At 71.5% G+C, this 22,518-nt stretch carries 18 protein-coding genes; 14 read left to right on the top strand and 4 right to left on the bottom strand.

All coding sequences use genetic code 11. The features are described from left to right. The first annotated feature begins 163 nt into the window (after window positions 1-163). Both KOV94_RS18315 and KOV94_RS18320 read left to right on the top strand, forming a co-directional pair. On the top strand, window positions 164-517 hold the full coding sequence (locus KOV94_RS18315; RefSeq protein WP_124341750.1) for a DUF485 domain-containing protein: 354 nt from the start codon (window positions 164-166) through the stop codon (window positions 515-517). Continuing rightward, window positions 514-2,157, top strand: coding sequence for a monocarboxylic acid transporter (locus KOV94_RS18320; protein ID WP_124341749.1), 1,644 nt, complete (start codon window positions 514-516; stop codon window positions 2,155-2,157). The genes KOV94_RS18315 and KOV94_RS18320 overlap by 4 nt, the downstream gene beginning before the upstream one ends. Window positions 2,158-2,217: 60 nt before the next feature. Here KOV94_RS18320 and KOV94_RS18325 read toward each other — a convergent pair whose 3' ends face one another. Then, complete coding sequence (locus tag KOV94_RS18325) at window positions 2,218-3,045, bottom strand: class I SAM-dependent methyltransferase (protein ID WP_218052821.1); 828 nt, start codon at window positions 3,043-3,045, stop codon at window positions 2,218-2,220. Between the two features lie 147 nt (window positions 3,046-3,192). Between KOV94_RS18325 and KOV94_RS18330 the strand changes: the two genes are divergently transcribed. From KOV94_RS18330 to KOV94_RS18375, 10 genes are all read left to right on the top strand, one after another. Beyond that, on the top strand, window positions 3,193-4,863 hold the full coding sequence (locus KOV94_RS18330) for an ABC transporter substrate-binding protein (protein WP_218052822.1): 1,671 nt from the start codon (window positions 3,193-3,195) through the stop codon (window positions 4,861-4,863). An 18-nt stretch (window positions 4,864-4,881) separates the two neighbouring features. Further along, the gene (locus KOV94_RS18335) at window positions 4,882-5,889 is read left to right on the top strand and encodes an ABC transporter permease (RefSeq protein ID WP_124341746.1); all 1,008 of its coding nucleotides are present in this window, start codon (window positions 4,882-4,884) and stop codon (window positions 5,887-5,889) included. Further along, entirely contained in the window at window positions 5,886-6,827 is a 942-nt protein-coding gene (locus KOV94_RS18340; protein WP_124341745.1) for an ABC transporter permease, read from the top strand. The genes KOV94_RS18335 and KOV94_RS18340 overlap by 4 nt, the downstream gene beginning before the upstream one ends. Next, window positions 6,824-8,578 (top strand): dipeptide ABC transporter ATP-binding protein, encoded by a 1,755-nt coding sequence (locus KOV94_RS18345; protein ID WP_218052823.1) that lies wholly within the window; start codon window positions 6,824-6,826, stop codon window positions 8,576-8,578. The genes KOV94_RS18340 and KOV94_RS18345 overlap by 4 nt, the downstream gene beginning before the upstream one ends. A 142-nt stretch (window positions 8,579-8,720) precedes the next feature. Next, entirely contained in the window at window positions 8,721-9,746 is a 1,026-nt protein-coding gene (locus KOV94_RS18350; protein ID WP_218052824.1) for a 6-phosphofructokinase, read from the top strand. A 239-nt stretch (window positions 9,747-9,985) separates the two neighbouring features. After that, window positions 9,986-11,467: a 30S ribosomal protein S1 gene (gene rpsA / locus KOV94_RS18355; protein ID WP_162351936.1), complete on the top strand. Its 1,482-nt coding sequence runs from the start codon at window positions 9,986-9,988 to the stop codon at window positions 11,465-11,467. A 102-nt stretch (window positions 11,468-11,569) separates the two neighbouring features. Next, window positions 11,570-12,199 carry a dephospho-CoA kinase gene (gene coaE / locus KOV94_RS18360; protein ID WP_124341741.1) on the top strand — a complete coding sequence of 210 codons (630 nt, stop codon included), beginning with the start codon at window positions 11,570-11,572 and terminating at the stop codon, window positions 12,197-12,199. After that, window positions 12,196-12,834 carry a pyroglutamyl-peptidase I gene (gene pcp / locus KOV94_RS18365; RefSeq protein WP_218052825.1) on the top strand — a complete coding sequence of 213 codons (639 nt, stop codon included), beginning with the start codon at window positions 12,196-12,198 and terminating at the stop codon, window positions 12,832-12,834. The genes coaE and pcp overlap by 4 nt, the downstream gene beginning before the upstream one ends. 183 nt (window positions 12,835-13,017) lie before the next feature. Next, window positions 13,018-15,123 (top strand): excinuclease ABC subunit UvrB, encoded by a 2,106-nt coding sequence (gene uvrB, locus KOV94_RS18370; RefSeq protein ID WP_124341739.1) that lies wholly within the window; start codon window positions 13,018-13,020, stop codon window positions 15,121-15,123. A gap of 249 nt (window positions 15,124-15,372) precedes the next feature. Then, window positions 15,373-16,380, top strand: a complete 1,008-nt coding sequence (locus tag KOV94_RS18375) for a TerC family protein (protein WP_124341738.1) — start codon at window positions 15,373-15,375, stop codon at window positions 16,378-16,380. A gap of 90 nt (window positions 16,381-16,470) precedes the next feature. Here KOV94_RS18375 and KOV94_RS18380 read toward each other — a convergent pair whose 3' ends face one another. Continuing rightward, entirely contained in the window at window positions 16,471-16,758 is a 288-nt protein-coding gene (locus KOV94_RS18380) for a YciI family protein (RefSeq protein ID WP_124341737.1), read from the bottom strand. Window positions 16,759-16,826: 68 nt separating this feature from the next. Here KOV94_RS18380 and KOV94_RS18385 point away from each other — a divergent pair, with 68 nt between their 5' ends. Continuing rightward, window positions 16,827-17,990 (top strand): acyl-CoA dehydrogenase family protein, encoded by a 1,164-nt coding sequence (locus tag KOV94_RS18385; RefSeq protein WP_124341736.1) that lies wholly within the window; start codon window positions 16,827-16,829, stop codon window positions 17,988-17,990. A gap of 34 nt (window positions 17,991-18,024) precedes the next feature. Here KOV94_RS18385 and KOV94_RS18390 read toward each other — a convergent pair whose 3' ends face one another. Further along, window positions 18,025-18,732 carry an MBL fold metallo-hydrolase gene (locus tag KOV94_RS18390; protein WP_218052826.1) on the bottom strand — a complete coding sequence of 236 codons (708 nt, stop codon included), beginning with the start codon at window positions 18,730-18,732 and terminating at the stop codon, window positions 18,025-18,027. Window positions 18,733-18,826: 94 nt separating this feature from the next. On the opposite strand from KOV94_RS18390, the gene uvrA reads away from it, so the two are divergent. Continuing rightward, complete coding sequence (gene uvrA, locus KOV94_RS18395) at window positions 18,827-21,700, top strand: excinuclease ABC subunit UvrA (protein ID WP_124341734.1); 2,874 nt, start codon at window positions 18,827-18,829, stop codon at window positions 21,698-21,700. 66 nt (window positions 21,701-21,766) lie between these two features. Here uvrA and KOV94_RS18400 read toward each other — a convergent pair whose 3' ends face one another. Further along, window positions 21,767-22,324, bottom strand: coding sequence for an OsmC family protein (locus KOV94_RS18400; RefSeq protein ID WP_218052827.1), 558 nt, complete (start codon window positions 22,322-22,324; stop codon window positions 21,767-21,769). Window positions 22,325-22,518: the final 194 nt, after the last annotated feature.

Genomic DNA, 22,518 nt, shown 5'->3' on the forward strand with positions numbered 1-22,518 from the left:
GTGCTGGTGAGGGCGACGGATTCCCCCGGACCAGGGTCGGGACGAACTTTCGACGGACTTTCGACGATCCAGACGAAAACACCGCTAGTGGACGAGCGTGATCTGGGCCACAGTGGGCGCCTGTGGCAACGCCGCCACGTCCGACGTCCCCCGGGAGGCGCGCATGACCGACACGTTCAGCGACAGCCCAGAGACCGACTACCAACGCGTCCAGCGCAGCGCCGAGTTCCAGGCGCTGCGCCGTCGCTTCCGGAACTTCGTGTTCCCGATGACGGCCCTGTTCCTCGTCTGGTACTTCCTCTACGTCCTGCTCTCCACCTACGCGCACGACTTCATGGGCACGCGCGTGTGGGGCAACATCACCGTCGGCCTGCTGTTCGGGCTCGGCCAGTTCGTCTCGACGTTCGCGATCACGATGATCTACGCGCGGTGGGCGAACAACCGCCAGGACGCCGTCGCCGAGCGCCTCCGCCGGCACATCGAGGAAGGCACGCTCGACAGCGGTGAGGTCGCGTGAGCGCCGTCGTCCGCACCGCGACCGAGCAGGTCGGCGAGCCGATCGTCAACATCGCGATCTTCGGTGCCTTCGTCCTGGTGACGCTGGTCATCGTGTTCCGCGCGTCGCGCAACAACCGCACGGCCGCCGACTACTACGCGGCCGGTCGCTCGTTCACCGGTCCGCAGAACGGCACGGCGATCGCCGGCGACTACCTGTCCGCGGCGTCGTTCCTCGGCATCTGCGGGGCGATCGCGATCAACGGCTACGACGGGTTCCTCTACTCGATCGGGTTCCTCGTCGCGTGGCTCGTCGCGCTCCTGCTGGTCGCGGAGCTGCTGCGCAACACGGGCCGGTTCACCATGGCGGACGTCCTGTCGTTCCGGCTGCGTCAGCGTCCGGTCCGGATGGCGGCGGCCCTGTCGACCCTCGCGGTGGTGTTCTTCTACCTGCTCGCGCAGATGGCCGGCGCGGGCGGCCTCGTCGCGCTCCTGCTGGGCATCGACGACCGCGCCGCGCAGGGGGTCGTCATCGCCGTCGTGGGCGCGCTGATGATCCTCTACGTGCTCGTCGGCGGCATGAAGGGCACCACGTGGGTGCAGATCATCAAGGCGGTGCTGCTCATCGCGGGCGCCGGCGTGATGACGCTGTGGGTGCTGTCGAAGTACGGGTTCAACCTGTCCGACCTGCTGCAGGGCGCGATCGACCAGGCGGGCGAGGGCGGTGAGGCGCTCATCGAGCCGGGCAAGCAGTACGGCGCGAGCGCGATGAGCCAGCTCAACTTCGTGTCGCTGGCCCTCGCGCTGGTGCTCGGCACGGCGGGTCTGCCGCACGTGCTCATGCGCTTCTACACGGTGCCGTCGGCCAAGGAGGCCCGGCGGTCCGTCGTGTGGGCGATCTGGCTCATCGGCATCTTCTACCTGTTCACGCTCGTCCTCGGGTACGGCGCAGGCGCGCTCGTGGGGCCGGAGACGATCACGTCCGCACCGGGCGGCGTGAACTCGGCGGCGCCGCTGCTCGCGTACGAGCTCGGCGGCACGATCCTGCTCGGCATCATCTCGGCGGTCGCGTTCGCGACGATCCTCGCCGTGGTCGCCGGGCTCACGATCACCGCCGCGGCGTCGTTCGCGCACGACATCTACGCCAACTGGCTCAAGCGGGGCGAGGTCAAGCCCGACGGCGAGGTCCGCGTCGCGCGCATCACGGTCGTCGTGATCGGCATCCTCGCGATCATCGGCGGCATCTTCGCCAACGGCCAGAACGTCGCGTTCCTCGTCGCGCTCGCGTTCGCGGTCGCGGCCAGCGCGAACCTCCCGACGATCCTCTACTCGCTGTTCTGGAAGAGGTTCAACACGGCGGGCGCGCTGTGGAGCATGTACGGCGGCCTGATCTCGTGCATCCTGCTCATCGTCATCTCGCCGGTCGTGTCGGGCAAGGTCGACCCGAAGACGGGGGCGAGCCTGTCGATGATCCGCGACACGAGCATCGACTTCCACCTCATCCCGCTCGAGAACCCGGGGATCATCTCGATCCCGCTCGCGTTCCTCCTCGGGATCCTCGGGACGCTGCTCAGCAAGGAGAAGCCGCACCCCGAGAAGTTCGCCGAGATGGAGGTCCGCTCCCTCACGGGCGCGGGTGCCGAGAAGGCGACGGTGCACTGACCGACGACGGCCCGGGGCTGCGGGAGCTCGTCCGCACCCCGGGCCGCCGTGCGCGGTCCGTCAGCGCAGGCGCGTGACGAAGATCGCCGTGCCGGGCAGCTGCGCGCCGCGCACGGGACCCCAGCCGCCCCAGACGCGCTCGTGCCCGGCGGGCCACTCGGGCTCGACGAGCCGTTCGAGAAGAAACCCCGCGCCGGTCAGCTCGGCGACGTGGTCGCCGACCGTGCGGTGGTACTCGGCGTACAGGACCCGGCCCGACGCACCGGTCTCGACGTACGGCCGGCGGTCGAAGTACGAGCGCGTCGCCGTGAGGCCGTGCGCGGACGGGTCGTCCGGGAACGCCCACCGCAGCGGGTGCGTCACGGCGAACACCCACCGCCCGCCGGGCCGCAGCACGCGCGCGACCTCGGCGTGGACCCGCTCCGCGTCGGGCACGAACGGGATCGCGCCGAAGGCCGTGAAGGCGGCGTCGAAGGAGTCCGCCGCGAACGGCAGCGCGCGGGCGTCCGCCTGCACGAGCGGCGTGCGCGTGCCCTCCGCCGCGTCGTACCGCAGCCCGCCCGCGAGCATCCCGTGCGACACGTCGGTCGCGACGACGTGCGCGCCGCGCGTGCCCAGCCAGCGCGCGCACTGGGCCGCACCGGCGCCGACCTCGAGCACGCGCCGACCGGTCACCTCGCCGAGCAGCCCGGCGTCCTCCTCGCGCAGGCCCTCCGGGCACCACACGAAGTCGGCAGGCCCGAGGAACGCGCCGTGCTCGTCCAGGTACTCCTCGGCGTTGGCGTCCCACCACCCGCGTCCCGCGGCCCCACCCTCGGCGTCGGGGAGCTCGCGGTAGCCGGCGTCGGCGAGCGGGTCGGGCTCGGCCGGGTTGTAATTTCCAGACATGTCGCTAGTGTCGCCCGCGACCAGTGAACGTACTGGCACGTAACGAGCAGGTACTCCCGCGTAACAACGTGGTCACGTGGGCCGCCTAGCCTCTGGGCCGTTCCGGCGCCCGGCGTGCCGGTACCCCGTCGACGAAGGGTGGTCGTGGTGAAGTCCTGGAAGCTGGTGGCCGTCTCGACGGTCGGAGCACTCGCGCTCACGGCGTGCGCCGCGAGCGATCGTGACTCCGACGGAGGCTCGACCGACGGCGCGAGCGGCGGTGGACGCGACACGTTCATCTTCGCCGCGTCCTCCGACCCGGCGGGGCTCGACCCCGCCTTCGCGAACGACGGCGAGTCGTTCCGTGTCGCCCGGCAGATCTTCGAAGGTCTCGTGGGCACCGAGCCGGGCACCGCCGACCCGGCCCCGCTCCTCGCGGAGTCGTGGGAGGTGAGCGACGACGGCCTGGACTACACCTTCCAGCTCAAGGAGGGCGTGAAGTTCCAGGACGGCACCGACTTCGACGGCGACGCGGTGTGCTTCAACTTCGACCGGTGGAACAACTTCACCGGCGTGCTGCAGTCCGAGTCGCTGTCGTACTACTGGCAGAAGGTCAACGGCGGTTTCGCGACGAGCGACGTCGAGACCCTCAACGGCACCGGCAAGTACGAGAGCTGCGAGGCGCCCGACGCGTCGACCGCGGTCGTCCACCTCAAGAGCCCGCTGCCCGAGCTCATCTCGGCGCTGTCGCTCCCGTCGTTCTCGATGCAGTCGCCCACGGCGCTCGAGGAGTACGACGCCGACAACGTCACCGGCGAGGGCGACGCACCCGTCCTGCCCGAGTACGCGAACGCGCACCCCACGGGCACGGGCCCCTACACGTTCGACTCCTGGAGCCCGGGCGAGGAGGTCGTGCTCGTCGCGAACGAGGACTACTGGGGCGAGCAGGGCCAGATCAAGCGGATCGTCTTCCCGATCATCTCCGACGCCACCGCGCGGCGGCAGGCCCTCCAGGCCGGCGACATCGACGGGTACGACCTCGTCGGTCCCGCGGACGTCGAGGCGCTCAAGAGCGACGGCTTCCAGATCGTCAACCGCGAGCCGTTCAACATCCTGTACCTCGCGATGAACCAGGCGAAGCCCGAGCTCGCGGACCTGCGCGTCCGGCAGGCCATCGCGTACGCGATCAACAAGGAGGCGCTCGTCGCCCAGACGCTCCCCGAGGGCACCGAGGTCGCGACGAACTTCGTCCCGCCGTCGGTCTCCGGCTGGAACGCCGACGTCGAGACGTACGACTACGACCCGGACAAGGCCAAGGCGCTGCTCGCCGAGGCCGGCCAGTCGAACCTCACGCTCGACTTCAACTACCCGACCAACGTCTCGCGGCCGTACATGCCGACGCCCGAGCAGGTCTTCACGGCGATCAAGGCGGACCTCGAGGCCGTCGGCATCACCGTCAACGCCGTGCCGGACCCGTGGAACCCGGAGTACCTGGACAAGATCCAGGGCACCCCGGACCACGGCCTGCACCTGCTCGGCTGGACCGGTGACTACAACGACACCTACAACTTCATCGGGGTCTTCTTCGGCGGGCCCTCGAACGAGTGGGGCTTCGACGACCCCGCGATCTTCCAGGCGATCAACGACGCCCGGTACGTCGCGGACATCGACGAGCAGAAGGCCGCGTACGAGGCCGCGAACGCCGAGCTCCTGGAGTTCCTGCCCGGCATCCCGCTCGCGCACCCGGTCCCGTCACTCGCGTTCAAGGACGACGTCAAGGGCTACCCGGCCTCGCCGGTCCAGGACGAGGTCTACAACGTGATCACGCTCGGCAGCTGAGAGAGACCGCACCACTCGATGACCCGACTGATCCTGCGGCGCCTCGCGCTGCTCGTCCCCACCCTGCTCGGGTTGTCGGTCCTGCTGTTCCTGTGGGTGCGCGCTCTCCCGGGAGGTCCTGCCACGGCCCTCCTGGGGGAGCGCGCCACCCCGGAGGCGGTGGCCCGCGTCAACGAGCTCTACGGCTTCGACAAGCCGCTGATCCAGCAGTACGTCACCTGGCTCGGGCAGCTCCTCCAGGGCAACTTCGGCGTCTCCACCCGGACCGGCCGGCCGGTCCTCGAGGAGTTCACCAACCGGTTCCCCGCGACGATCGAGCTCACCGTGGTCGCGCTGATCGTCGCCGTCGGGGTCGCGATCCCGCTCGGCTACGTCGCGGCCCGCCGCCAGGGTCGTCCGCTCGACCACCTCACGGTCGTCGCGTCGCTCATCGGCGTGACGATTCCCGTCTTCTTCCTCGCGTTCCTGCTCAAGTGGGCGTTCGCGGTCAACCTCGGCTGGTTCCCGTCCACCGGACGGCAGGACCCGACGATGATCGCGACGCACCCCACGGGGTTCTACGTCCTCGACGGGATCCTCACGCGGGAGTGGGACGCGAGCTGGGACGCGCTCATGCACCTCGTGCTCCCCGCGATCGCGCTCGGGTCGATCCCGCTCGCGATCATCGCCCGCATCACGCGGTCGTCCGTCATCGAGGTGCAGGACGCGGACTACGTCCGCACCGCCCGCGCCAAGGGCCTCGGACCGGACCGCCTGCGACGACGCGTCATCCTGCGCAACGCGATGCTGCCCGTCGCCACGACCATCGGCCTGCAGGTCGGCCTCCTGCTGTCCGGCGCGGTCCTGACGGAGACCGTGTTCGCGTTCCCCGGCATCGGGAGCTTCCTCGCGAACGCGATCTTCAACCTGGACTACGCCGTCCTGCAGGGCTTCATCCTCATCATCGCGGTGGTGTACGCACTCGTGAACCTCGTCGTCGACGTCTCGTACGGCTTCATCGACCCGCGCACCCGGGCGACGCGATGAGCGCGCCCGAGGTCTACGAGGTCCCCAACGCACCGCTGGGCCAGGGGCGCGCGACCGACGAGGCGCGCCTCGCGGGCGCGTCCCACTGGCGCCTCGCCGCGCGGCGCCTGCGCCGCAACCCGGGCGCGATCGTCGGCGCGGCGATCGTCGTGGTGTTCATCCTCGTCGCGGTGTTCGCGCCGCTCATCGCGCCGTACGACGCGGGCGAGCTGCCGGGTCGCGCCGAGGTCCGCCCGACGTACATCCCCGGACCGTCGGACGAGTACCTGCTCGGCCTCGACCGGTACGGCGCCGACCTGTTCTCGCAGCTCGTCTGGGGCGCTCGGGCGTCGCTGCTCATCGGTGTGCTGTCGACGCTGTTCGGCCTGCTCGGCGGGCTCGTCCTGGGCGCGCTGTCCGGCGGGCTCGGCGGCGCGACCGACAACGTCATCATGCGGTTCGTCGACCTGCTGCTCGCGGTCCCGAGCCTGCTGCTCGCGGTGTCCATCGCGGCGATCGCGGGTCAGACCCCTGCGGCCGTCGTCATCGCGATCGGCGTCGTGCAGGTCCCGATCTTCGCGCGGCTGCTGCGCGGCTCGATGTTCGCGCAACGTGGGCAGGACTACGTGCTGGCCGCGCGGTCGCTGGGTCTGAGCAAGCGGACCGTGACGATGAGCCACGTCCTGCCGAACAGCGTGTCGCCCGTCATCGTCCAGGCGACGCTGCTGCTCGCGACCGCCGTCATCGAGGCCGCGGCCCTGTCCTATCTGGGCCTCGGCGGCGGCTCGCCGACCACCGCCGAGTGGGGGCGCATGCTCACCTCGGCCCAGAACGAGCTCGAGATCGCGCCGCGGCTGGCCCTGTGGCCGGGCGCGTGCATCGCGGTCACGGCGCTCGGGTTCACGTTGTTCGGCGAGGCGCTGCGCGAGGCGCTGGACCCCCGGTCGAGGAAGCGGTGAGTGACGTGGCAGGTCTCTTCGGCGGCGAGCCGCTGCTCTCCGTGCGCGACCTCGAGGTGCAGTTCCGCACCGACGCGGGGTCGACCACCGCGCTGCGCGGCGTCAGCCTCGACGTCCACCCCGGCGAGACCGTCGCGGTCGTGGGGGAGTCCGGCTCGGGGAAGTCGACGACGGCCGCGGCCGTGCTCGGCCTGCTCGCGGCCAACGGCGCGGTCACGGGCGGCGAGATCCTCTTCGACGGCCAGGACGTCGTGCGTCTGAGCGCGGCGGAGATGTCGCGCCTGCGCGGTGCGCAGATCGGCCTCGTCCCGCAGGACCCGATGTCGAACCTCAACCCCGTCCGCCGGGTCGGCTCGCAGATCGTCGAGGCGCTCGAGGACAACGACGTCGCCCGCGGGTCGGCCGCGCAGGCGCGCACCGTCGAGCTGCTCGAGGAGGCCGGCCTGCCCGACGCGGCACGACGCGCGCAGCAGTACCCGCACGAGTTCTCGGGCGGTATGCGGCAGCGTGCGCTCATCGCGATGGGCCTGTCCGCGCGACCCCGCCTGCTGGTCGCCGACGAGCCGACGTCCGCGCTCGACGTCACCGTCCAGCGCACCATCCTCGACGGCCTCACCGCGCTCACCGCACGCCTCGGGGTCGCCGTCCTGCTCATCACGCACGACCTCGGGCTCGCGGCCGAGCGGGCCGACACGGTCGTCGTCATGTACCGCGGGGAGGTCGTCGAGAAGGGCCCCGCCCGGCAGATCCTGCAGAACCCGCAGCACGAGTACACGCGCCGCCTCATCGCCGCCGCGCCGTCGCTCGCGTCGCGGCGCATCGCGATCGCCAAGGAGACCGGGGACGCCGACGTCGCGGCCGAGGACCTGCTCGCGCCGTCGCTCGGCGAGGGCGTCACGACCGCGACCGCCGACGCGCCCGCCGCGGCGGACGCCGGCGCGCGGCCCGACACCATCGTCGAGGTCGAGCACGTGACCAAGGTGTTCAAGCTGCGCGGCCGCGGCCTGTTCAGCCGGTCCACGGACTTCACGGCCGTCGACGACGTGAGCTTCACCGTGCCGCGCGGCCGGACCGTCGCGCTCGTGGGGGAGTCCGGGTCGGGCAAGTCGACCGTCGCGCGCATGATGCTCGGCCTCACCGAGCCCACGTCGGGCACGATCCGGTTCGACGGCGTCGACGTCGGCTCGGGCCGCGACCGCGCCGCCGAGGTGACGTTCCGTCGCCGCGTGCAGCCGATCTTCCAGGACCCGTACGCGTCGCTCGACCCGCTGTTCACCATCTACCGGACCATCGAGGAGCCGCTGCGCGCCCACCGCATCGGCACCCCCGCCGAACGCCGCGACCGCGTGCACGCCCTCATGGAGGACGTCGCGCTCCCGACCGAGCTGCTGCGCCGCTACCCGGGCGAGCTCTCGGGCGGCCAGCGGCAGCGCGTCGCGATCGCCCGGGCACTCGCGCTCGAGCCCGAGCTCGTGGTGTGCGACGAGGCGGTGTCGGCGCTCGACGTCGTCGTGCAGGCCCAGATCCTGCACCTGCTCGCCGACCTGCAGTCGCGCCTGGGCCTGTCCTACCTCTTCATCAGCCACGACCTCGCCGTCGTGCGGCAGATCGCCGACGTCGTCTGCGTCATGGAGAAGGGGCGGGTCGTCGAGCAGGGCACGGCCGACGACGTGTTCGACGACCCGCAGACGGCGTACACGCGCACGCTGCTCGACGCGATCCCCGGCCGGACCCTCGAGCTCGGCGTCTGACCGCCCGCGTACCGTCGGGCCGGCGACACGGACCGGGACCGAAGGCACGGGTGACGCGCCTGGTCACGGCTAGGCTGACGTGCGCGGCAGCCCGACGGAGCGCTGACGTCGTCCCCCACCCGTCGTCTGTCAGGAGTCACCCGTGCGTGTCGGTCTGCTCACCGGAGGCGGCGACGTCCCCGGGCTCAACGCCGCGATCCGCGCCGTCGTCAAGCACGGCGAGGGGCAGTACGGCCACTCGATCATCGGTTTCCGCAACGGGTGGAAGGGCGTCGTCGACGGCCTGTCGATCCCGCTGACCCGCAGCCACATCCGCAACGTCCTGCCCGTCGGCGGCACGTTGCTCGGCACGGCCCGCTTCCACCCGCACAAGGGCGACGGCGGTATCGACGCGGTCCTCGCGACGCTCGAGGCCGAGCGCATCGAGGCGCTCATCTGCATCGGCGGCGACGGCACGCTGCACGCCGCGAGCAAGATCGCCGAGGCGGGCGTCCGCATCGTCGCGATCCCGAAGACGATCGACAACGACGTGTGGGGCACCGACCAGTCGATCGGGTTCGACACCGCCGTCTCGATCGCGACCGAGGCCATCGACCGCATCCACACGACGGCCGAGTCGCACAACCGCGTGATGATCGTCGAGGTCATGGGCCGGCACGCGGGCTGGATCGCCGCGACCGCGGGCATCGCCGGGGGAGCCGAGCTCGTGCTCGCCCCCGAGGCGCCGTTCGATATCGACCGCATCGAGCGGTTCCTCAAGCACCGCCATCGCGCGCACGCGAGCTTCTCGATCGTCGTCGTCGCCGAGGGCGCGGTGCCCGCGGAGGGCACGTCGATGCGTTACGAGACCCAGGTGGGCAAGTTCGGTGAGATCGTCGCGGGCGCGATCGGCGAGCGGCTCAAGTCCGAGATCGAGCAGCGCACGGGCTTCGACACGCGCGTCACGGTGCTCGGCCACGTGCAGCGCGGCGGGACGCCGTCGCCGACCGACCGCATCCTCGGCTCGCGCTTCGGCGTCGCGGCGATCGACGCGATCACCGAGGGCCGCTCGGACGTCATGACGGCGCTGCGCGGCGAGAAGGTCGAGCTGGTCCCCTTGAGCGAGATCGCGGGCAAGGTCAAGCACGTGCCGGACGAGCTGCTGTCGGTCGCCCGGGCTCTCGCCTGACGGCCGAGGGGTCCGCCGCGTCCGCTCCCTCGCGGGCCGAACGCGGTGGGCGGGACGCGCTTTGACCTGCCCGCAAGCACCCCGATAAGGTGGACGGCGGTGCCGCGCGCCTTCCTCCAGGTCCGACCTCGCCACCCGGGATCTCGTCCCGGCGGTGGAGATCGCCCCTCGCAGGGCCGGCGACCAGCACCGACATCCTGTCCGCACAACTTCCTGTCCGCAACGGAGCCCATCCCTACATGAGCATCTCCACCCCCGCGAAGCCCGCCACCCCGCAGGTCGCGGTCAACGACATCGGCTCGGCCGAGGACTTCCTCGCCGCGATCGACGCCACCATCAAGTACTTCAACGATGGCGACATCGTCGAGGGCACCATCGTCAAGGTCGACCGCGACGAGGTCCTGCTCGACATCGGTTACAAGACCGAGGGCGTCATCCCCTCCCGCGAGCTGTCCATCAAGCACGACGTGGACCCCGGTGAGGTCGTCAAGGTCGGCGACGAGGTCGAGGCCCTGGTCCTCCAGAAGGAGGACAAGGAAGGCCGGCTGATCCTGTCCAAGAAGCGGGCGCAGTACGAGCGCGCGTGGGGCACGATCGAGAAGATCAAGGAGGAGGACGGCGTCGTCACCGGCACCGTCATCGAGGTCGTCAAGGGTGGCCTCATCCTCGACATCGGTCTGCGCGGCTTCCTCCCCGCCTCGCTCGTCGAGATGCGTCGCGTCCGCGACCTCCAGCCGTACGTCGGCAAGGAGATCGAGGCGAAGATCATCGAGCTCGACAAGAACCGCAACAACGTCGTCCTGTCGCGCCGTGCCTGGCTCGAGCAGACGCAGTCCGAGGTCCGCTCCACCTTCCTGCAGACGCTGCAGAAGGGCCAGGTGCGCCCCGGTGTCGTCTCCTCGATCGTCAACTTCGGTGCGTTCGTGGACCTCGGCGGCGTCGACGGGCTCGTGCACGTCTCCGAGCTGTCCTGGAAGCACATCGACCACCCGTCCGAGGTCGTCGAGGTCGGCCAGGAGGTCACGGTCGAGGTCCTGGACGTCGACTTCGACCGCGAGCGGGTCTCGCTGTCGCTCAAGGCGACGCAGGAGGACCCGTGGCAGGCGTTCGCCCGGACGCACGCCATCGGCCAGGTCGTCCCCGGCAAGGTCACGAAGCTCGTCCCGTTCGGTGCGTTCGTGCGCGTCGAGGACGGCATCGAGGGTCTGGTCCACATCTCGGAGCTGGCCGTGCGGCACGTCGAGATCCCGGAGCAGGTCGTCCAGGTCGGCGACGACGTCTTCGTCAAGGTCATCGACATCGACCTCGAGCGTCGCCGCATCTCGCTGTCGCTCAAGCAGGCCAACGAGGGCTTCGACCCGGCCTCGGAGGACTTCGACCCCGCGCTGTACGGCATGGCGGCCGAGTACGACGAGCAGGGCAACTACAAGTACCCCGAGGGCTTCGACCCGACCACCAACGAGTGGCTCGAGGGCTTCGAGTCGCAGCGCGAGACGTGGGAGGCCCAGTACGCGGCCGCGCACGAGCGCTGGGAGGCGCACCGCAAGCAGGTCGCCGAGGCCGCGAAGGCCGACGCGGAGGCTGCGACGTCGGGCGACGGCGGCAGCACCGGCGGCGGCGCCGTGCCGTCGACGTACTCGTCGTCCACCGAGGAGGCCACCGGCACCCTCGCGTCCGACGAGGCGCTCGCCGCTCTGCGCGAGAAGCTCACGGGCAACTGATCTCGTCCGGGGCCCGTCCCCGGTGAGTCCTTCGACGGGCCGGTCACCTGCGGGTGGCCGGCCCGTCGGCGTACCCGGCGACCGTCCGGCAGGATGGGGCGCATGCAACGCATCGGGTTGACCGGAGGCATCGCGGCCGGCAAGTCCGTGGCCGCACGACGGCTGCGCGAGCTGGGTGCGGTGGTGATCGACTCCGACGAGCTCGCGCGCGAGGCCGTCGCCCCCGGCAGCGCCGGCCTCGACGCGGTGGTCGCGGAGTTCGGCGACGGGGTGCTCGCTGCGGACGGGACGCTGGACCGGCCCGCGCTCGCGTCGATCGTGTTCGCCGACGCGGACGCACGGCGCCGGCTCGACGGCATCGTCCACCCGGTCGTCCGGAGGCTCGCCGCGGAGCGCGAGGCCGCGGCCGCGGTCGTCGACCACGGGGCGGTCGTCGTGCACGACATCCCGCTCCTCGTCGAGACCGGCCAGGCGGACTCCTTCCACGTCCTCGTCGTCGTGCACGCGCCCGCCGTGCTGCGCGTCGAGCGGCTCGTGCGGCTGCGCGGGATGTCGCGTGAGGACGCCGAGCAGCGCGTCGCCGCGCAGGCCGCCGACGACGAGCGGCTCGCGGTCGCGGACGTGGTGCTCGACGGCACCGGGAGCGACGACGACCTGCGGACCCAGGTCGACGACCTGTGGGACCGGCTCGCCGTCGAGCGCGCCGACGAGCTCGCGGCCGAGACCCCGTGACGCGCGTCCTGCTGACGGGGTTCGAGCCGTTCGACGGCCACCCCGTCAACGCGTCGTGGGACGCGGTCGCGCTCGTGCGGGACGCGTGGGACGAGCCGGACGTCGACCTCGTCGTGCGTCGGCTCCCCGTGTCGTTCCGCCGGGCACGTCAGGAGCTGCGTGCCGCGGTCGCCGAGCTGTCGCCCGACGTGGTCGTGTGCGTCGGCGAGGCCGGCGGGCGCGGCGCGGTCGGCCTCGAGCGGGTCGCGGTCAACGTCATCGACGCGCGCATCCCCGACGCCGACGGGTCGGCACCCGTCGACGTGCCCGTGATCGCCGGTGCCCCGGCGGCGTTCTTCTCGTCGCTGCCGGTCAAGGCGTGCGCCGCCGCGGTCGCTCAGGAGGGCGTGCCCGTCGAGGTGTCGAACACCGCGGGCACCTACGTGTGCAACGCGACGTCCTACGCGCTCGCGCACCTGCTCGACGGCCGCGACGGCGTGCGCGGCGGGTTCGTGCACGTGCCGCGGGACCCGCACGAGGCCGGCGACGGCCCCGGGCTCCCGGTCGAGGACTCCGCGCGCGCGGTCGCGGCGGTCGTCCGCACGGCGGCGCGCGTGCACCACGACGTGCGGGTCACGGCGGGCGCGGAGGCCTGACGCTCGGTCGGGTGCGTTCGTGGCCCCGCGTCGCTCCGGTGGTGCCGGTCGGCACGCCGGGCGTCGTGGCTCCGGCCGCTCCCGTGGCGCGCGCGACCGGCGCTCGCGTGCCGCGCGGGACCGCGTGCTCGCGCGTGGGGGAGGGGCCCGGCGCGTGTCGGTGGTGCCCCGTACCGTGGAGGCATGCGTCCCGTCACCGAGCTCCAGCGGACCGTCGCGCCCTTCCGGGTGGTGTCCGAGTTCCAGCCGTCGGGCGACCAGCCGACGGCGATCGCCGACCTCGCCCGGCGCATCAACGCGGGGGAGAAGGACGTCGTCCTGCTCGGCGCGACCGGCACCGGCAAGTCCGCCACGACCGCGTGGCTCATCGAGCAGGTGCAGCGCCCCACGCTGGTGATGGCCCCGAACAAGACGCTCGCCGCGCAGCTCGCCACCGAGTTCCGCGAGCTGCTGCCGAACAACGCCGTCGAGTACTTCGTCTCGTACTACGACTACTACCAGCCCGAGGCGTACATCGCGCAGACGGACACCTACATCGAGAAGGACTCGTCGATCAACGACGAGGTCGAGCGCCTGCGGCACTCGGCGACGAGCTCGCTGCTGACCCGGCGCGACGTCGTCGTGGTCGCGTCGGTGTCGTGCATCTACGGCCTGGGCACGCCGCAGGAGTACGTCGACCGGATGGTGACGCTCGAGGTCGGGCAGCAGATCGACCGGGACCAGCTGCTCCGCCAGTTCGTGCAGATGCAGTACACGCGCAACGACCTCGCGTTCACGCGCGGCACGTTCCGGGTGCGCGGCGACACCGTCGAGATCATCCCGATGTACGAGGAGCTCGCCGTCCGGATCGAGTTCTTCGGCGACGAGATCGAGGCGATCGCGACGCTGCACCCGCTCACGGGCGACGTCGTCCGCGGCGAGCAGCAGATGATGATCTTCCCGGCGACGCACTACGTCGCCGGCCCGGAGCGCATGGAGCGCGCGATCCACGGCATCGAGCTCGAGCTCGAGGCGCGTCTCGCCGAGCTGGAGAGCCAGAACAAGCTGCTCGAGGCGCAGCGGCTGCGCATGCGCACGACGTACGACATCGAGATGATGCGCCAGATCGGCTCGTGCTCGGGCATCGAGAACTACTCGCGGCACATCGACGGCCGGACGGCCGGCTCGGCACCGAACACGCTGCTCGACTTCTTCCCCGAGGACTTCCTGCTCGTCATCGACGAGTCGCACGTGACGGTCCCGCAGATCGGCGCGATGTTCGAGGGCGACATGTCGCGCAAGCGCGCGCTCGTCGAGCACGGGTTCCGCCTGCCGAGCGCGACCGACAACCGGCCGCTGCGGTGGGAGGAGTTCGTCGAGCGGATCGGGCAGACCGTCTACCTGTCCGCGACGCCCGGCGACTACGAGCTGTCGATGTCCGACGGCGTCGTCGAGCAGATCATCCGGCCGACCGGTCTGGTCGACCCCGAGGTCATCATCAAGCCGACGAAGGGCCAGATCGACGACCTCCTGGGCGAGATCCACGACCGCGTCGAGAAGGACGAGCGCGTCCTCGTCACGACCCTGACCAAGAAGATGGCCGAGGACCTCACGGACTACTTCCTGGAGAAGGGCGTCCGGGTGCGGTACCTGCACTCGGAGGTCGACACGCTGCGCCGCGTCGAGCTGCTGCGCGAGCTGCGGCTCGGCGAGTACGACGTCCTGGTCGGCATCAACCTGCTGCGCGAGGGCCTGGACCTGCCCGAGGTGTCGCTCGTCGCGATCCTCGACGCCGACAAGGAGGGCTTCCTGCGGTCCGGGAAGTCGCTCATCCAGACGATCGGGCGCGCCGCGCGCAACGTGTCGGGGCAGGTGCACATGTACGCCGACAAGATGACGCCCGCGATGACGCTCGCGATCGACGAGACGAACCGCCGCCGCGAGAAGCAGATCGCGTACAACACCGAGCGCGGGATCGACCCGCAGCCGCTGCGCAAGAAGATCGGCGACATCACCGACCTGCTCGCGCGCGAGGACGCCGACACCGCCGAGCTGCTGGGTGGCGCCGGTCGGCAGGCGAGCCGCGGCAAGGCGCCCGTCCCCGGCTTCGGGTCGAAGGGTGCGCCGCGTGACGAACGGACGCGGCTCACGGGTGCGGCGGCGGGTGAGCTCGCGGGGCTGATCCAGGAGCTCACGGACCAGATGCACGCCGCGGCCGGCGAGCTGCAGTTCGAGCTCGCGGCGCGCCTGCGCGACGAGATCTCGGGGCTGAAGAAGGAGCTGCGGCAGATGCAGGCGGCGACGGCCTGACGCGCGGCCTCGGGCCGGCACGGCCGCGGCGGAGCTGTGCATGCGTACGCATGTGACGCTCGGCACATCCGGCGCGCGCGGATGACCCCGGGACTTTCGTCACCTACGCTGACAGCCTGAAGGGGAGTACCCCACGAGCGAGCGTGTCGTCAGCACGGGACCCAGCGGTCCCCGGGGCGCTCGGCCCGGAGCAGCGGGTGGGGGAGACCTTCGGTACCCGACGTCGTTCCCGTACCGGAGGTTGTTCCTGTGGACGTTGCTGTGTGGGTCTGGATCGTCACCGCTGTCGCGGTGGTGGGCCTCATCTTCTTCGACTTCTTCGCGCACGTGCGGACCCCGCACGCTCCCACCTTCCAGGAGTCCGTGCGCTGGTCGATCTTCTACATCGTGCTCGCGATCCTCTTCGGGATCGGTCTGGGCATCGTGACCGGCTGGGACTTCGGGTCCCAGTACTTCGCGGGCTACATCACCGAGAAGTCGTTGTCGGTCGACAACCTCTTCGTCTTCCTCATCATCATGACGAAGTTCGCGGTGCCACGTGAGTACCAGCAGAAGGTCCTGCTGGTCGGCGTCGCGATCGCGCTCGTGCTGCGCACGCTGTTCATCCTCGCGGGCGCCGCGGCGATCGAGCAGTTCTCCTGGGTCTTCTACATCTTCGGCGCGTTCCTCGTGTACACCGCCGTGAAGCTCGCCCGCGAGCACCACGACCCCGACCACCCCGAGGACGAGAAGGTGGGCGACGGCGTCGCCGTGCGCTGGTTCAAGCGCGTCGTCCCGACGACGGACGAGTACCACAGCGACAAGCTGACCGTCCGGATCGACGGCAAGCGGTTCTTCACGCCGATGCTCGTCGTGATGATCGCCATCGGCTCGACCGACATCCTCTTCGCGCTCGACTCGATCCCCGCGATCTACGGGCTCACGCAGGAGCCGTACATCGTGTTCACGGCCAACGCGTTCGCGCTGCTCGGCCTGCGCCAGCTGTACTTCCTCATCGGCGGGCTGCTCGAGCGCCTGGTCTACCTCTCGCAGGGCCTCGCGGTGATCCTCGGGTTCATCGGCGTCAAGCTGGTGCTGCACGCGCTGCACGTCAACGAGCTGCCGTTCATCAACGGCGGCGAGCCCGTCACGTGGGCGCCGGAGATCCCGATCTGGCTGTCGCTCACGTTCATCCTCGGCACCCTCGCCGTCGCGACCGTCGCCAGCCTGGTGAAGACGCGCAACGACGCCCGCGCGGTCACGTCGACCGACGCCTGACACGCACGACGACGCCCCGGTCCTCCGCGCGGAGGGTCCGGGGCGTCGTCGTCTGCGCGCCGACGTCGTCGACCCGCGGTGGGACTCGTGTCAGGACGCGCTCCACGGACCGAGGACGACGTCCCACGTGCGCACCGCGGTCGCGGCGACGATCCCCTCGCGCGCGAACGGGTCGGCGGCGAGCAGTGCGTCGAGGGCGGCCCGGTCCTTCGCCCGGAACACCAGGAGAGCGCCCGGGTCGCCGTCCGTGTAGGGGCCCGAGCCGAGCAGCAGACCGTCGTCGGCGAGCGACCGCAGGTACTCGCGGTGCTCGGGTCGGACGCGGTCGCGCACGTCGACGCGCTCGTCGTAGGTGTAGGACACGGCGTAGGTCGGCATGCGCCCATCCTGCACCGGCGTCGCGACCCACGGTCGGTGGGTCCGCCGGACGGTGGCAGAGTGGCCGCATGGCCCGCACGCTCCGCACGCTCCTGACCGACGACCTGCTCGACCGCGTCGGGGAGCGCGCGTCGGGGCACGACCGCGACAACACGTTCCCGCACGACGACCTCGAGGACCTGCGCGCGGCCGGCTACCTCGCGGCGTTCGTGCCCGAGCGGCTCGGCGGGGCGGGCCTGTCGCTCGAGGAGGTCGCGCGCGAGCAGGTCCGCCTCGCGGCGGCGGCGCCGGCGACGGCTCTCGCGGTCAACATGCACCTCGTGGTCACGGGCCTCGCGGCGCTGCTCGTCGAGCGGGGCGACGACGCGTTCACGTTCGTCCTGACCGACGCCGCCGCGGGAGAGGTGTTCGCGTTCGGCAACTCCGAGGCGGGCAACGACCTCGTGATGTTCGGGTCCCGGACGCGCGCCGAGCGGCAGCCCGACGGCGGCTACCGCTACTACGGCACCAAGATCTTCACGTCGCTCTCGCCGGTGTGGACGCGCCTCGCGACCTTCGGTCTCGACGACAGCGACCCGGACGACCCGCGTCTGGTGCACGGGGTGGTGGCCCGCGAGGACGGCGGCACGACCGCGAAGGACGACTGGGACACCCTCGGCATGCGCGCCACGCAGTCGGCGACGACCGTGCTCGACGGCGCGCTCGCGCCCGCGGACCGTGTCTACCGGCGGCTGCCGCCCGGTCCGAGCGGCGACCCGTTCGTCTTCGCGCTCTTCGCGGTGTTCGAGATCCTGCTCGCGGCCGTCTACACCGGGATCGGGCGTCGCGCGCTCGAGCTCGGCGTCGCCGCGACACGCCGTCGCACCTCGATGAAGCACGACGGGCGGGCCTACTCGCAGGACCCGGACATCCGCTGGAAGGTCGCCGACGCGGCGCTCGCCCAGGACGGCGCCGAGCTGCAGGTGTTCGCCCTCGCGCGCGACGTCGACGAGCAGGCCGAGCACGGCGCCCGGTGGTTCGCGCAGCTGGTCGGGCTCAAGGTGCGGGCGACGGAGACGGCGCGCACCGTCGTCGACCTCGCGATCCGCGTGTCGGGTGGCGGCTCGTACTTCTCCGGGAGCGAGCTCGCGCGGCTCTACCGCGACGTCCTCGCCGGGATGTTCCACCCGTCCGACGACGAGTCGGCGCACGCGACGGTCGCGACGTCCGTCCTGGGACCGCTCGAGGACTGAGCGGAGGCATCACCCGGGCCGGGACGTCGTGCGGTCACCAGCCGCGGTCGCGCCACGCGTCGAGGTACGGACGCTCCGCGCCGAGCGTCGTGTCGCGGCCGTGGCCGGGGTAGACCCACGTGTCGTCGTCGAGCCGGTCGAACAGCCGCGTCGTGACGTCCGTCAGCAGCCGGTCGAAACGGGCAGGATCACCGCCGGTGTTGCCGATGCCGCCGGGGAAGAGCGAGTCGCCGGTGAAGACGTGCGCGCGACCGGGGACCGCGTCGGCCTCGGACACCCGCTCGGGCTCGCGGTAGACGAGCGCGACCGAGCCGTCGGTGTGGCCGCGCAGCGCGACGACCTCGAGCGTGACGTGACCGACCAGGACGACGTCGCCGTCGCGGAGGGTGCGGTCGACGGGGACACCCGTGGCCGCTGTGATCTCCGCCGCATCCGCGGCCCCCGCCGCCACCGTCGCGCCCGTCACGGCGACGACCGACGCGAGTGCCCGGTGGTGGTCGGGGTGCCGGTGCGTCGTCACGACCGTGTCGAGGCGCGCCGCGCCCGAGCCCTCGCGGACGAGCGCGAGCAGGCGGTCGGGCTCGTCCGCGGCGTCGACCAGCAGCTGCGCGTGCTGACGGCGGCACGTGACCAGGTACGCGTCGTTGTCCGTCGGGCCGACGCTGACCTTGCGGATCTCGACCTCGTCGAGGACCCGCACGTCGGTCGGGCCGCCGGACCGCGCCTCGCCGGTGTACGTCATGGGCCCATCGTGCCCGCCGCGACGGGGTCGGCGCGTGTTCGCTCGGGTCGAACACGTGTGCGACGTGTCGGTGGGGCGACGTAGACTTCCCGCCGTGAACGATCGACTGGTGGTGCAGGGCGCCCGCGAGCACAACCTCCGCAACGTCGACCTCGACCTCCCGCGCGACAAGCTCATCGTGTTCACGGGTCTGTCGGGCTCGGGGAAGTCCTCGCTCGCGTTCGACACCATCTTCGCGGAGGGGCAGCGGCGATACGTCGAGTCGCTGTCCGCGTACGCGCGCCAGTTCCTCGGGCAGATGGACAAGCCCGACGTCGACTTCATCGAGGGCCTGTCGCCCGCGGTGTCGATCGACCAGAAGTCGACCAACCGCAACCCGCGGTCGACGGTCGGCACCATCACCGAGGTGTACGACTACCTGCGTCTGCTGTTCGCGCGCGCGGGCACGCAGTACTGCCCCGAGTGCGGCGAGCGCGTGACCGCGCAGACGCCGCAGCAGATCGTCGACCGGCTGCTCGAGCTGCCCGAGGGCACGCGGTACCAGGTGCTCGCGCCGGTCGTCCGCGGTCGCAAGGGCGAGTACGCCGACCTCTTCAAGGAGCTCCAGGGCAAGGGCTTCTCGCGGGCCCGCGTCGACGGCGAGGTCGTCCAGCTCACGGAGCCGCCGACGCTCGAGAAGAAGCTCAAGCACGACATCGAGGTCGTCGTCGACCGCCTGGTGTCGCGCGAGGGAGTCCAGCGCCGCCTCACGGACTCGGTGGAGACCGCGCTCGGTCTGGCCGGCGGTCTGCTCGTCGTCGAACTTGTGGACGCCGACGCGGACGACCCGCACCGCGAGCGTCGCTTCTCCGAGAACCGCGCGTGCCCCAACGACCACGTGCTCGCGCTCGACGAGATCGAGCCGCGCACCTTCTCGTTCAACGCGCCGTACGGCGCGTGCCCCGAGTGCACCGGCATCGGGTCCCGGCTCGAGGTCGACCCCGACCTCATCGTCCCGGACGAGGACCTCTCGCTCGACGAGGGTGCCGTCGCGCCGTGGGCGCAGATCTCGAGCGAGTACTTCGCGCGGGTGCTCGGTGCGCTCGCCCAGGACATGGGCTTCTCGACGAGCGTCCCGTGGCGCGCGCTGCCGAAGCGTGCGAAGGACGCGGTGCTGTACGGCCAGAACCACGAGGTGAAGGTCCGCTACAAGAACCGCTGGGGTCGCGAGCGGTCGTACTCCACCGGGTTCGAGGGTGTCGTGACGTTCCTCGAGCGCCGCCACTCCGAGACGGAGTCGGACTGGAGCAAGGAGAAGTACGAGGCCTTCATGCGCGAGGTCCCGTGCCCGGTCTGCAAGGGCGCGCGCCTCAAGCCCGAGGTGCTCGCGGTCCGCGTCGGTGGCAAGTCCATCGCCGACGTCTGCACGCTCCCGATCCGGGAGGCGCGGACGTTCCTCGACGGGCTCGAGCTCGGCGAGCGGGAGCGGGCGATCGCCGCGCAGGTCCTCAAGGAGATCCAGGCGCGCCTCGGCTTCCTGCTCGACGTCGGCCTCGACTACCTCTCGCTCACGCGGCCGGCGGCGACGCTGTCCGGCGGCGAGGCCCAGCGCATCCGGCTCGCGACCCAGATCGGGTCGGGCCTCGTGGGCGTCCTGTACGTCCTCGACGAGCCGAGCATCGGGCTCCACCAGCGCGACAACCGCCGGCTCATCGACACGCTCACGCGCCTGCGCGACCTGGGCAACACGCTCATCGTCGTCGAGCACGACGAGGACACGATCCGCACCGCCGACTGGATCGTCGACATCGGCCCGGGCGCCGGTGAGCACGGCGGCCGCGTCGTGCACTCCGGCGACTTCACCGGCCTGCTCAAGGCCAAGGAGTCGGTCACCGGCGCGTACCTGTCGGGCCGCCGGTCGATCCCGATGCCCGTCGAGCGTCGCAAGGTCGACCGGGAACGGCAGCTCACCGTCGTCGGCGCGCGCGAGCACAACCTGCAGGGCATCGACGTGTCGTTCCCGCTGGGCACCCTGACCGCCGTCACCGGCGTCTCGGGCTCGGGCAAGTCGACGCTGGTCAACTCGATCCTCTACACGGTCCTCGCCAACGAGCTCAACGGCGCCCGGCAGGTCGCCGGACGGCACAAGCGCGTCACCGGGCTCGAGCACCTCGACAAGGTCGTGCACGTCGACCAGGGCCCGATCGGCCGGACCCCGCGGTCGAACCCCGCGACGTACACCGGTGTCTGGGACCACGTCCGCCGGCTGTTCGCCGAGACGACCGAGGCCAAGGTCCGCGGCTACACGCCCGGCCGGTTCTCGTTCAACGTCAAGGGCGGCCGCTGCGAGGCGTGCTCCGGCGACGGCACGCTCAAGATCGAGATGAACTTCCTCCCGGACGTCTACGTCCCGTGCGAGGTGTGCCACGGCGCGCGCTACAACCGCGAGACGCTCGAGGTGCACTTCAAGGGCAAGACGGTCGCCGACGTGCTCGCGATGCCGATCGAGGAGGCCGCCGAGTTCTTCGCCGCCGTCCCGGCGATCTCCCGCCACCTGCGGACGCTCGTCGACGTGGGTCTCGGCTACGTGCGGCTCGGGCAGCCCGCGCCCACGCTGTCCGGTGGCGAGGCGCAGCGCGTCAAGCTCGCCGCCGAGCTCCAGCGGCGGTCGACCGGCCGGACGATCTACGTGCTCGACGAGCCGACCACGGGTCTGCACTTCGAGGACATCCGCAAGCTGCTCGGCGTGCTGCAGTCGCTCGTCGACAAGGGCAACAGCGTCATCGTGATCGAGCACAACCTCGACGTCATCAAGAACGCCGACTGGATCGTCGACATGGGCCCGGAGGGTGGCAGCGGTGGCGGCACGGTCGTCGCCGAGGGCACGCCGGAGCACGTCGCGGGCGTCGCGGCGAGCCACACGGGCCGGTTCTTGGCCGAGGTGCTCGAGGCCGAGGTCGACCAGGAGCGCGAGCGCGCGACCGCGTGACGCACCGTCGTCGTCGCACGACCGCAGCGCGGCGCGAGGCGTCCGTCGGCGCGGTCGGTGTGCGCGTCAGGTCCCTGGTGCGGAGGCGGGGGCGGGAGCGTCGGTCGGCGCTGCGGCCGTCCGGGCAGGTGCGAACCGGACGGTCGTCGGCTCGTGGCGGACCGGGAAGTTGACCGAGCGGGCGATGAAGCAGTGCTCGTGCGTCGCGTGGTGGAGTCGTCCGAGCACCTCGTCGGTGACGGGCGAACCGTCGGGGAGGTGGCGTCCGTGCGCGACGGTCACGCGCGGTCGCAGCACGACCTCGGTGAACTGGCCGTGGCCGGCGGCCTCGACCCGCATGGTGCCGACCGCCTCGTCGCGGTACGCGACCACGACGACGCCCTCGACGGCCGCGAGGTGCAGGAACCACAGCATGTGGCACTGCGCGATCGACGCGACGAACAGCTCCTCGGGCGAGTAGCGGCCCGGGTCGCCGCGGAACGCCGGGTCGGACGACCCCGGGAGCGGCGGCTTGGAGCCGATCTGCACGTCGTGGTCCCGGGAGTAGGACGTGTAGCTCGCGGTGCCGCGCGTGCCGGCGCCGGTCCAGGTCACGTCGATCGCGTACGTGTGCAGGGGGCCCATCCGGTCACCGTAGCCGTACGCACGGCGACGCGCCCCGACGCCGACGGACGGACGGTCGGGTGGCCGGCACCGGTCCGGCACGGAGCCTCACGGCGACGGTGCGGGCTGCGCGGACGGTGCGGGCTGCGCGTGCTGTGCGGGCTGCGCGGACGGTGCGGGCTGCGCGTGCTGTGCGGGCTGCGCGGACGGTGCGG

Origin of the sequence: Cellulomonas algicola (assembly GCF_019024305.1) — a bacterium.
Lineage (GTDB): Bacteria > Actinomycetota > Actinomycetes > Actinomycetales > Cellulomonadaceae > Cellulomonas > Cellulomonas algicola.

Excerpts from the sequence above, each read along its gene's own strand:
- KOV94_RS18315 (WP_124341750.1), top strand. The coding sequence starts at position 164 with ATGACCGACACGTTCAGCGACAGCCCAGAGACCGACTACCAACGCGTC.
- KOV94_RS18325 (WP_218052821.1), bottom strand. The coding sequence starts at position 3,045 with ATGTCTGGAAATTACAACCCGGCCGAGCCCGACCCGCTCGCCGACGCC.
- KOV94_RS18335 (WP_124341746.1), top strand. The coding sequence starts at position 4,882 with ATGACCCGACTGATCCTGCGGCGCCTCGCGCTGCTCGTCCCCACCCTG.
- KOV94_RS18340 (WP_124341745.1), top strand. The coding sequence starts at position 5,886 with ATGAGCGCGCCCGAGGTCTACGAGGTCCCCAACGCACCGCTGGGCCAG.
- rpsA (WP_162351936.1), top strand. The coding sequence starts at position 9,986 with ATGAGCATCTCCACCCCCGCGAAGCCCGCCACCCCGCAGGTCGCGGTC.
- coaE (WP_124341741.1), top strand. The coding sequence starts at position 11,570 with ATGCAACGCATCGGGTTGACCGGAGGCATCGCGGCCGGCAAGTCCGTG.
- uvrB (WP_124341739.1), top strand. The coding sequence starts at position 13,018 with ATGCGTCCCGTCACCGAGCTCCAGCGGACCGTCGCGCCCTTCCGGGTG.
- KOV94_RS18380 (WP_124341737.1), bottom strand. The coding sequence starts at position 16,758 with ATGCCGACCTACGCCGTGTCCTACACCTACGACGAGCGCGTCGACGTG.
- KOV94_RS18385 (WP_124341736.1), top strand. The coding sequence starts at position 16,827 with ATGGCCCGCACGCTCCGCACGCTCCTGACCGACGACCTGCTCGACCGC.
- KOV94_RS18390 (WP_218052826.1), bottom strand. The coding sequence starts at position 18,732 with ATGACGTACACCGGCGAGGCGCGGTCCGGCGGCCCGACCGACGTGCGG.
- KOV94_RS18400 (WP_218052827.1), bottom strand. The coding sequence starts at position 22,324 with ATGGGCCCCCTGCACACGTACGCGATCGACGTGACCTGGACCGGCGCC.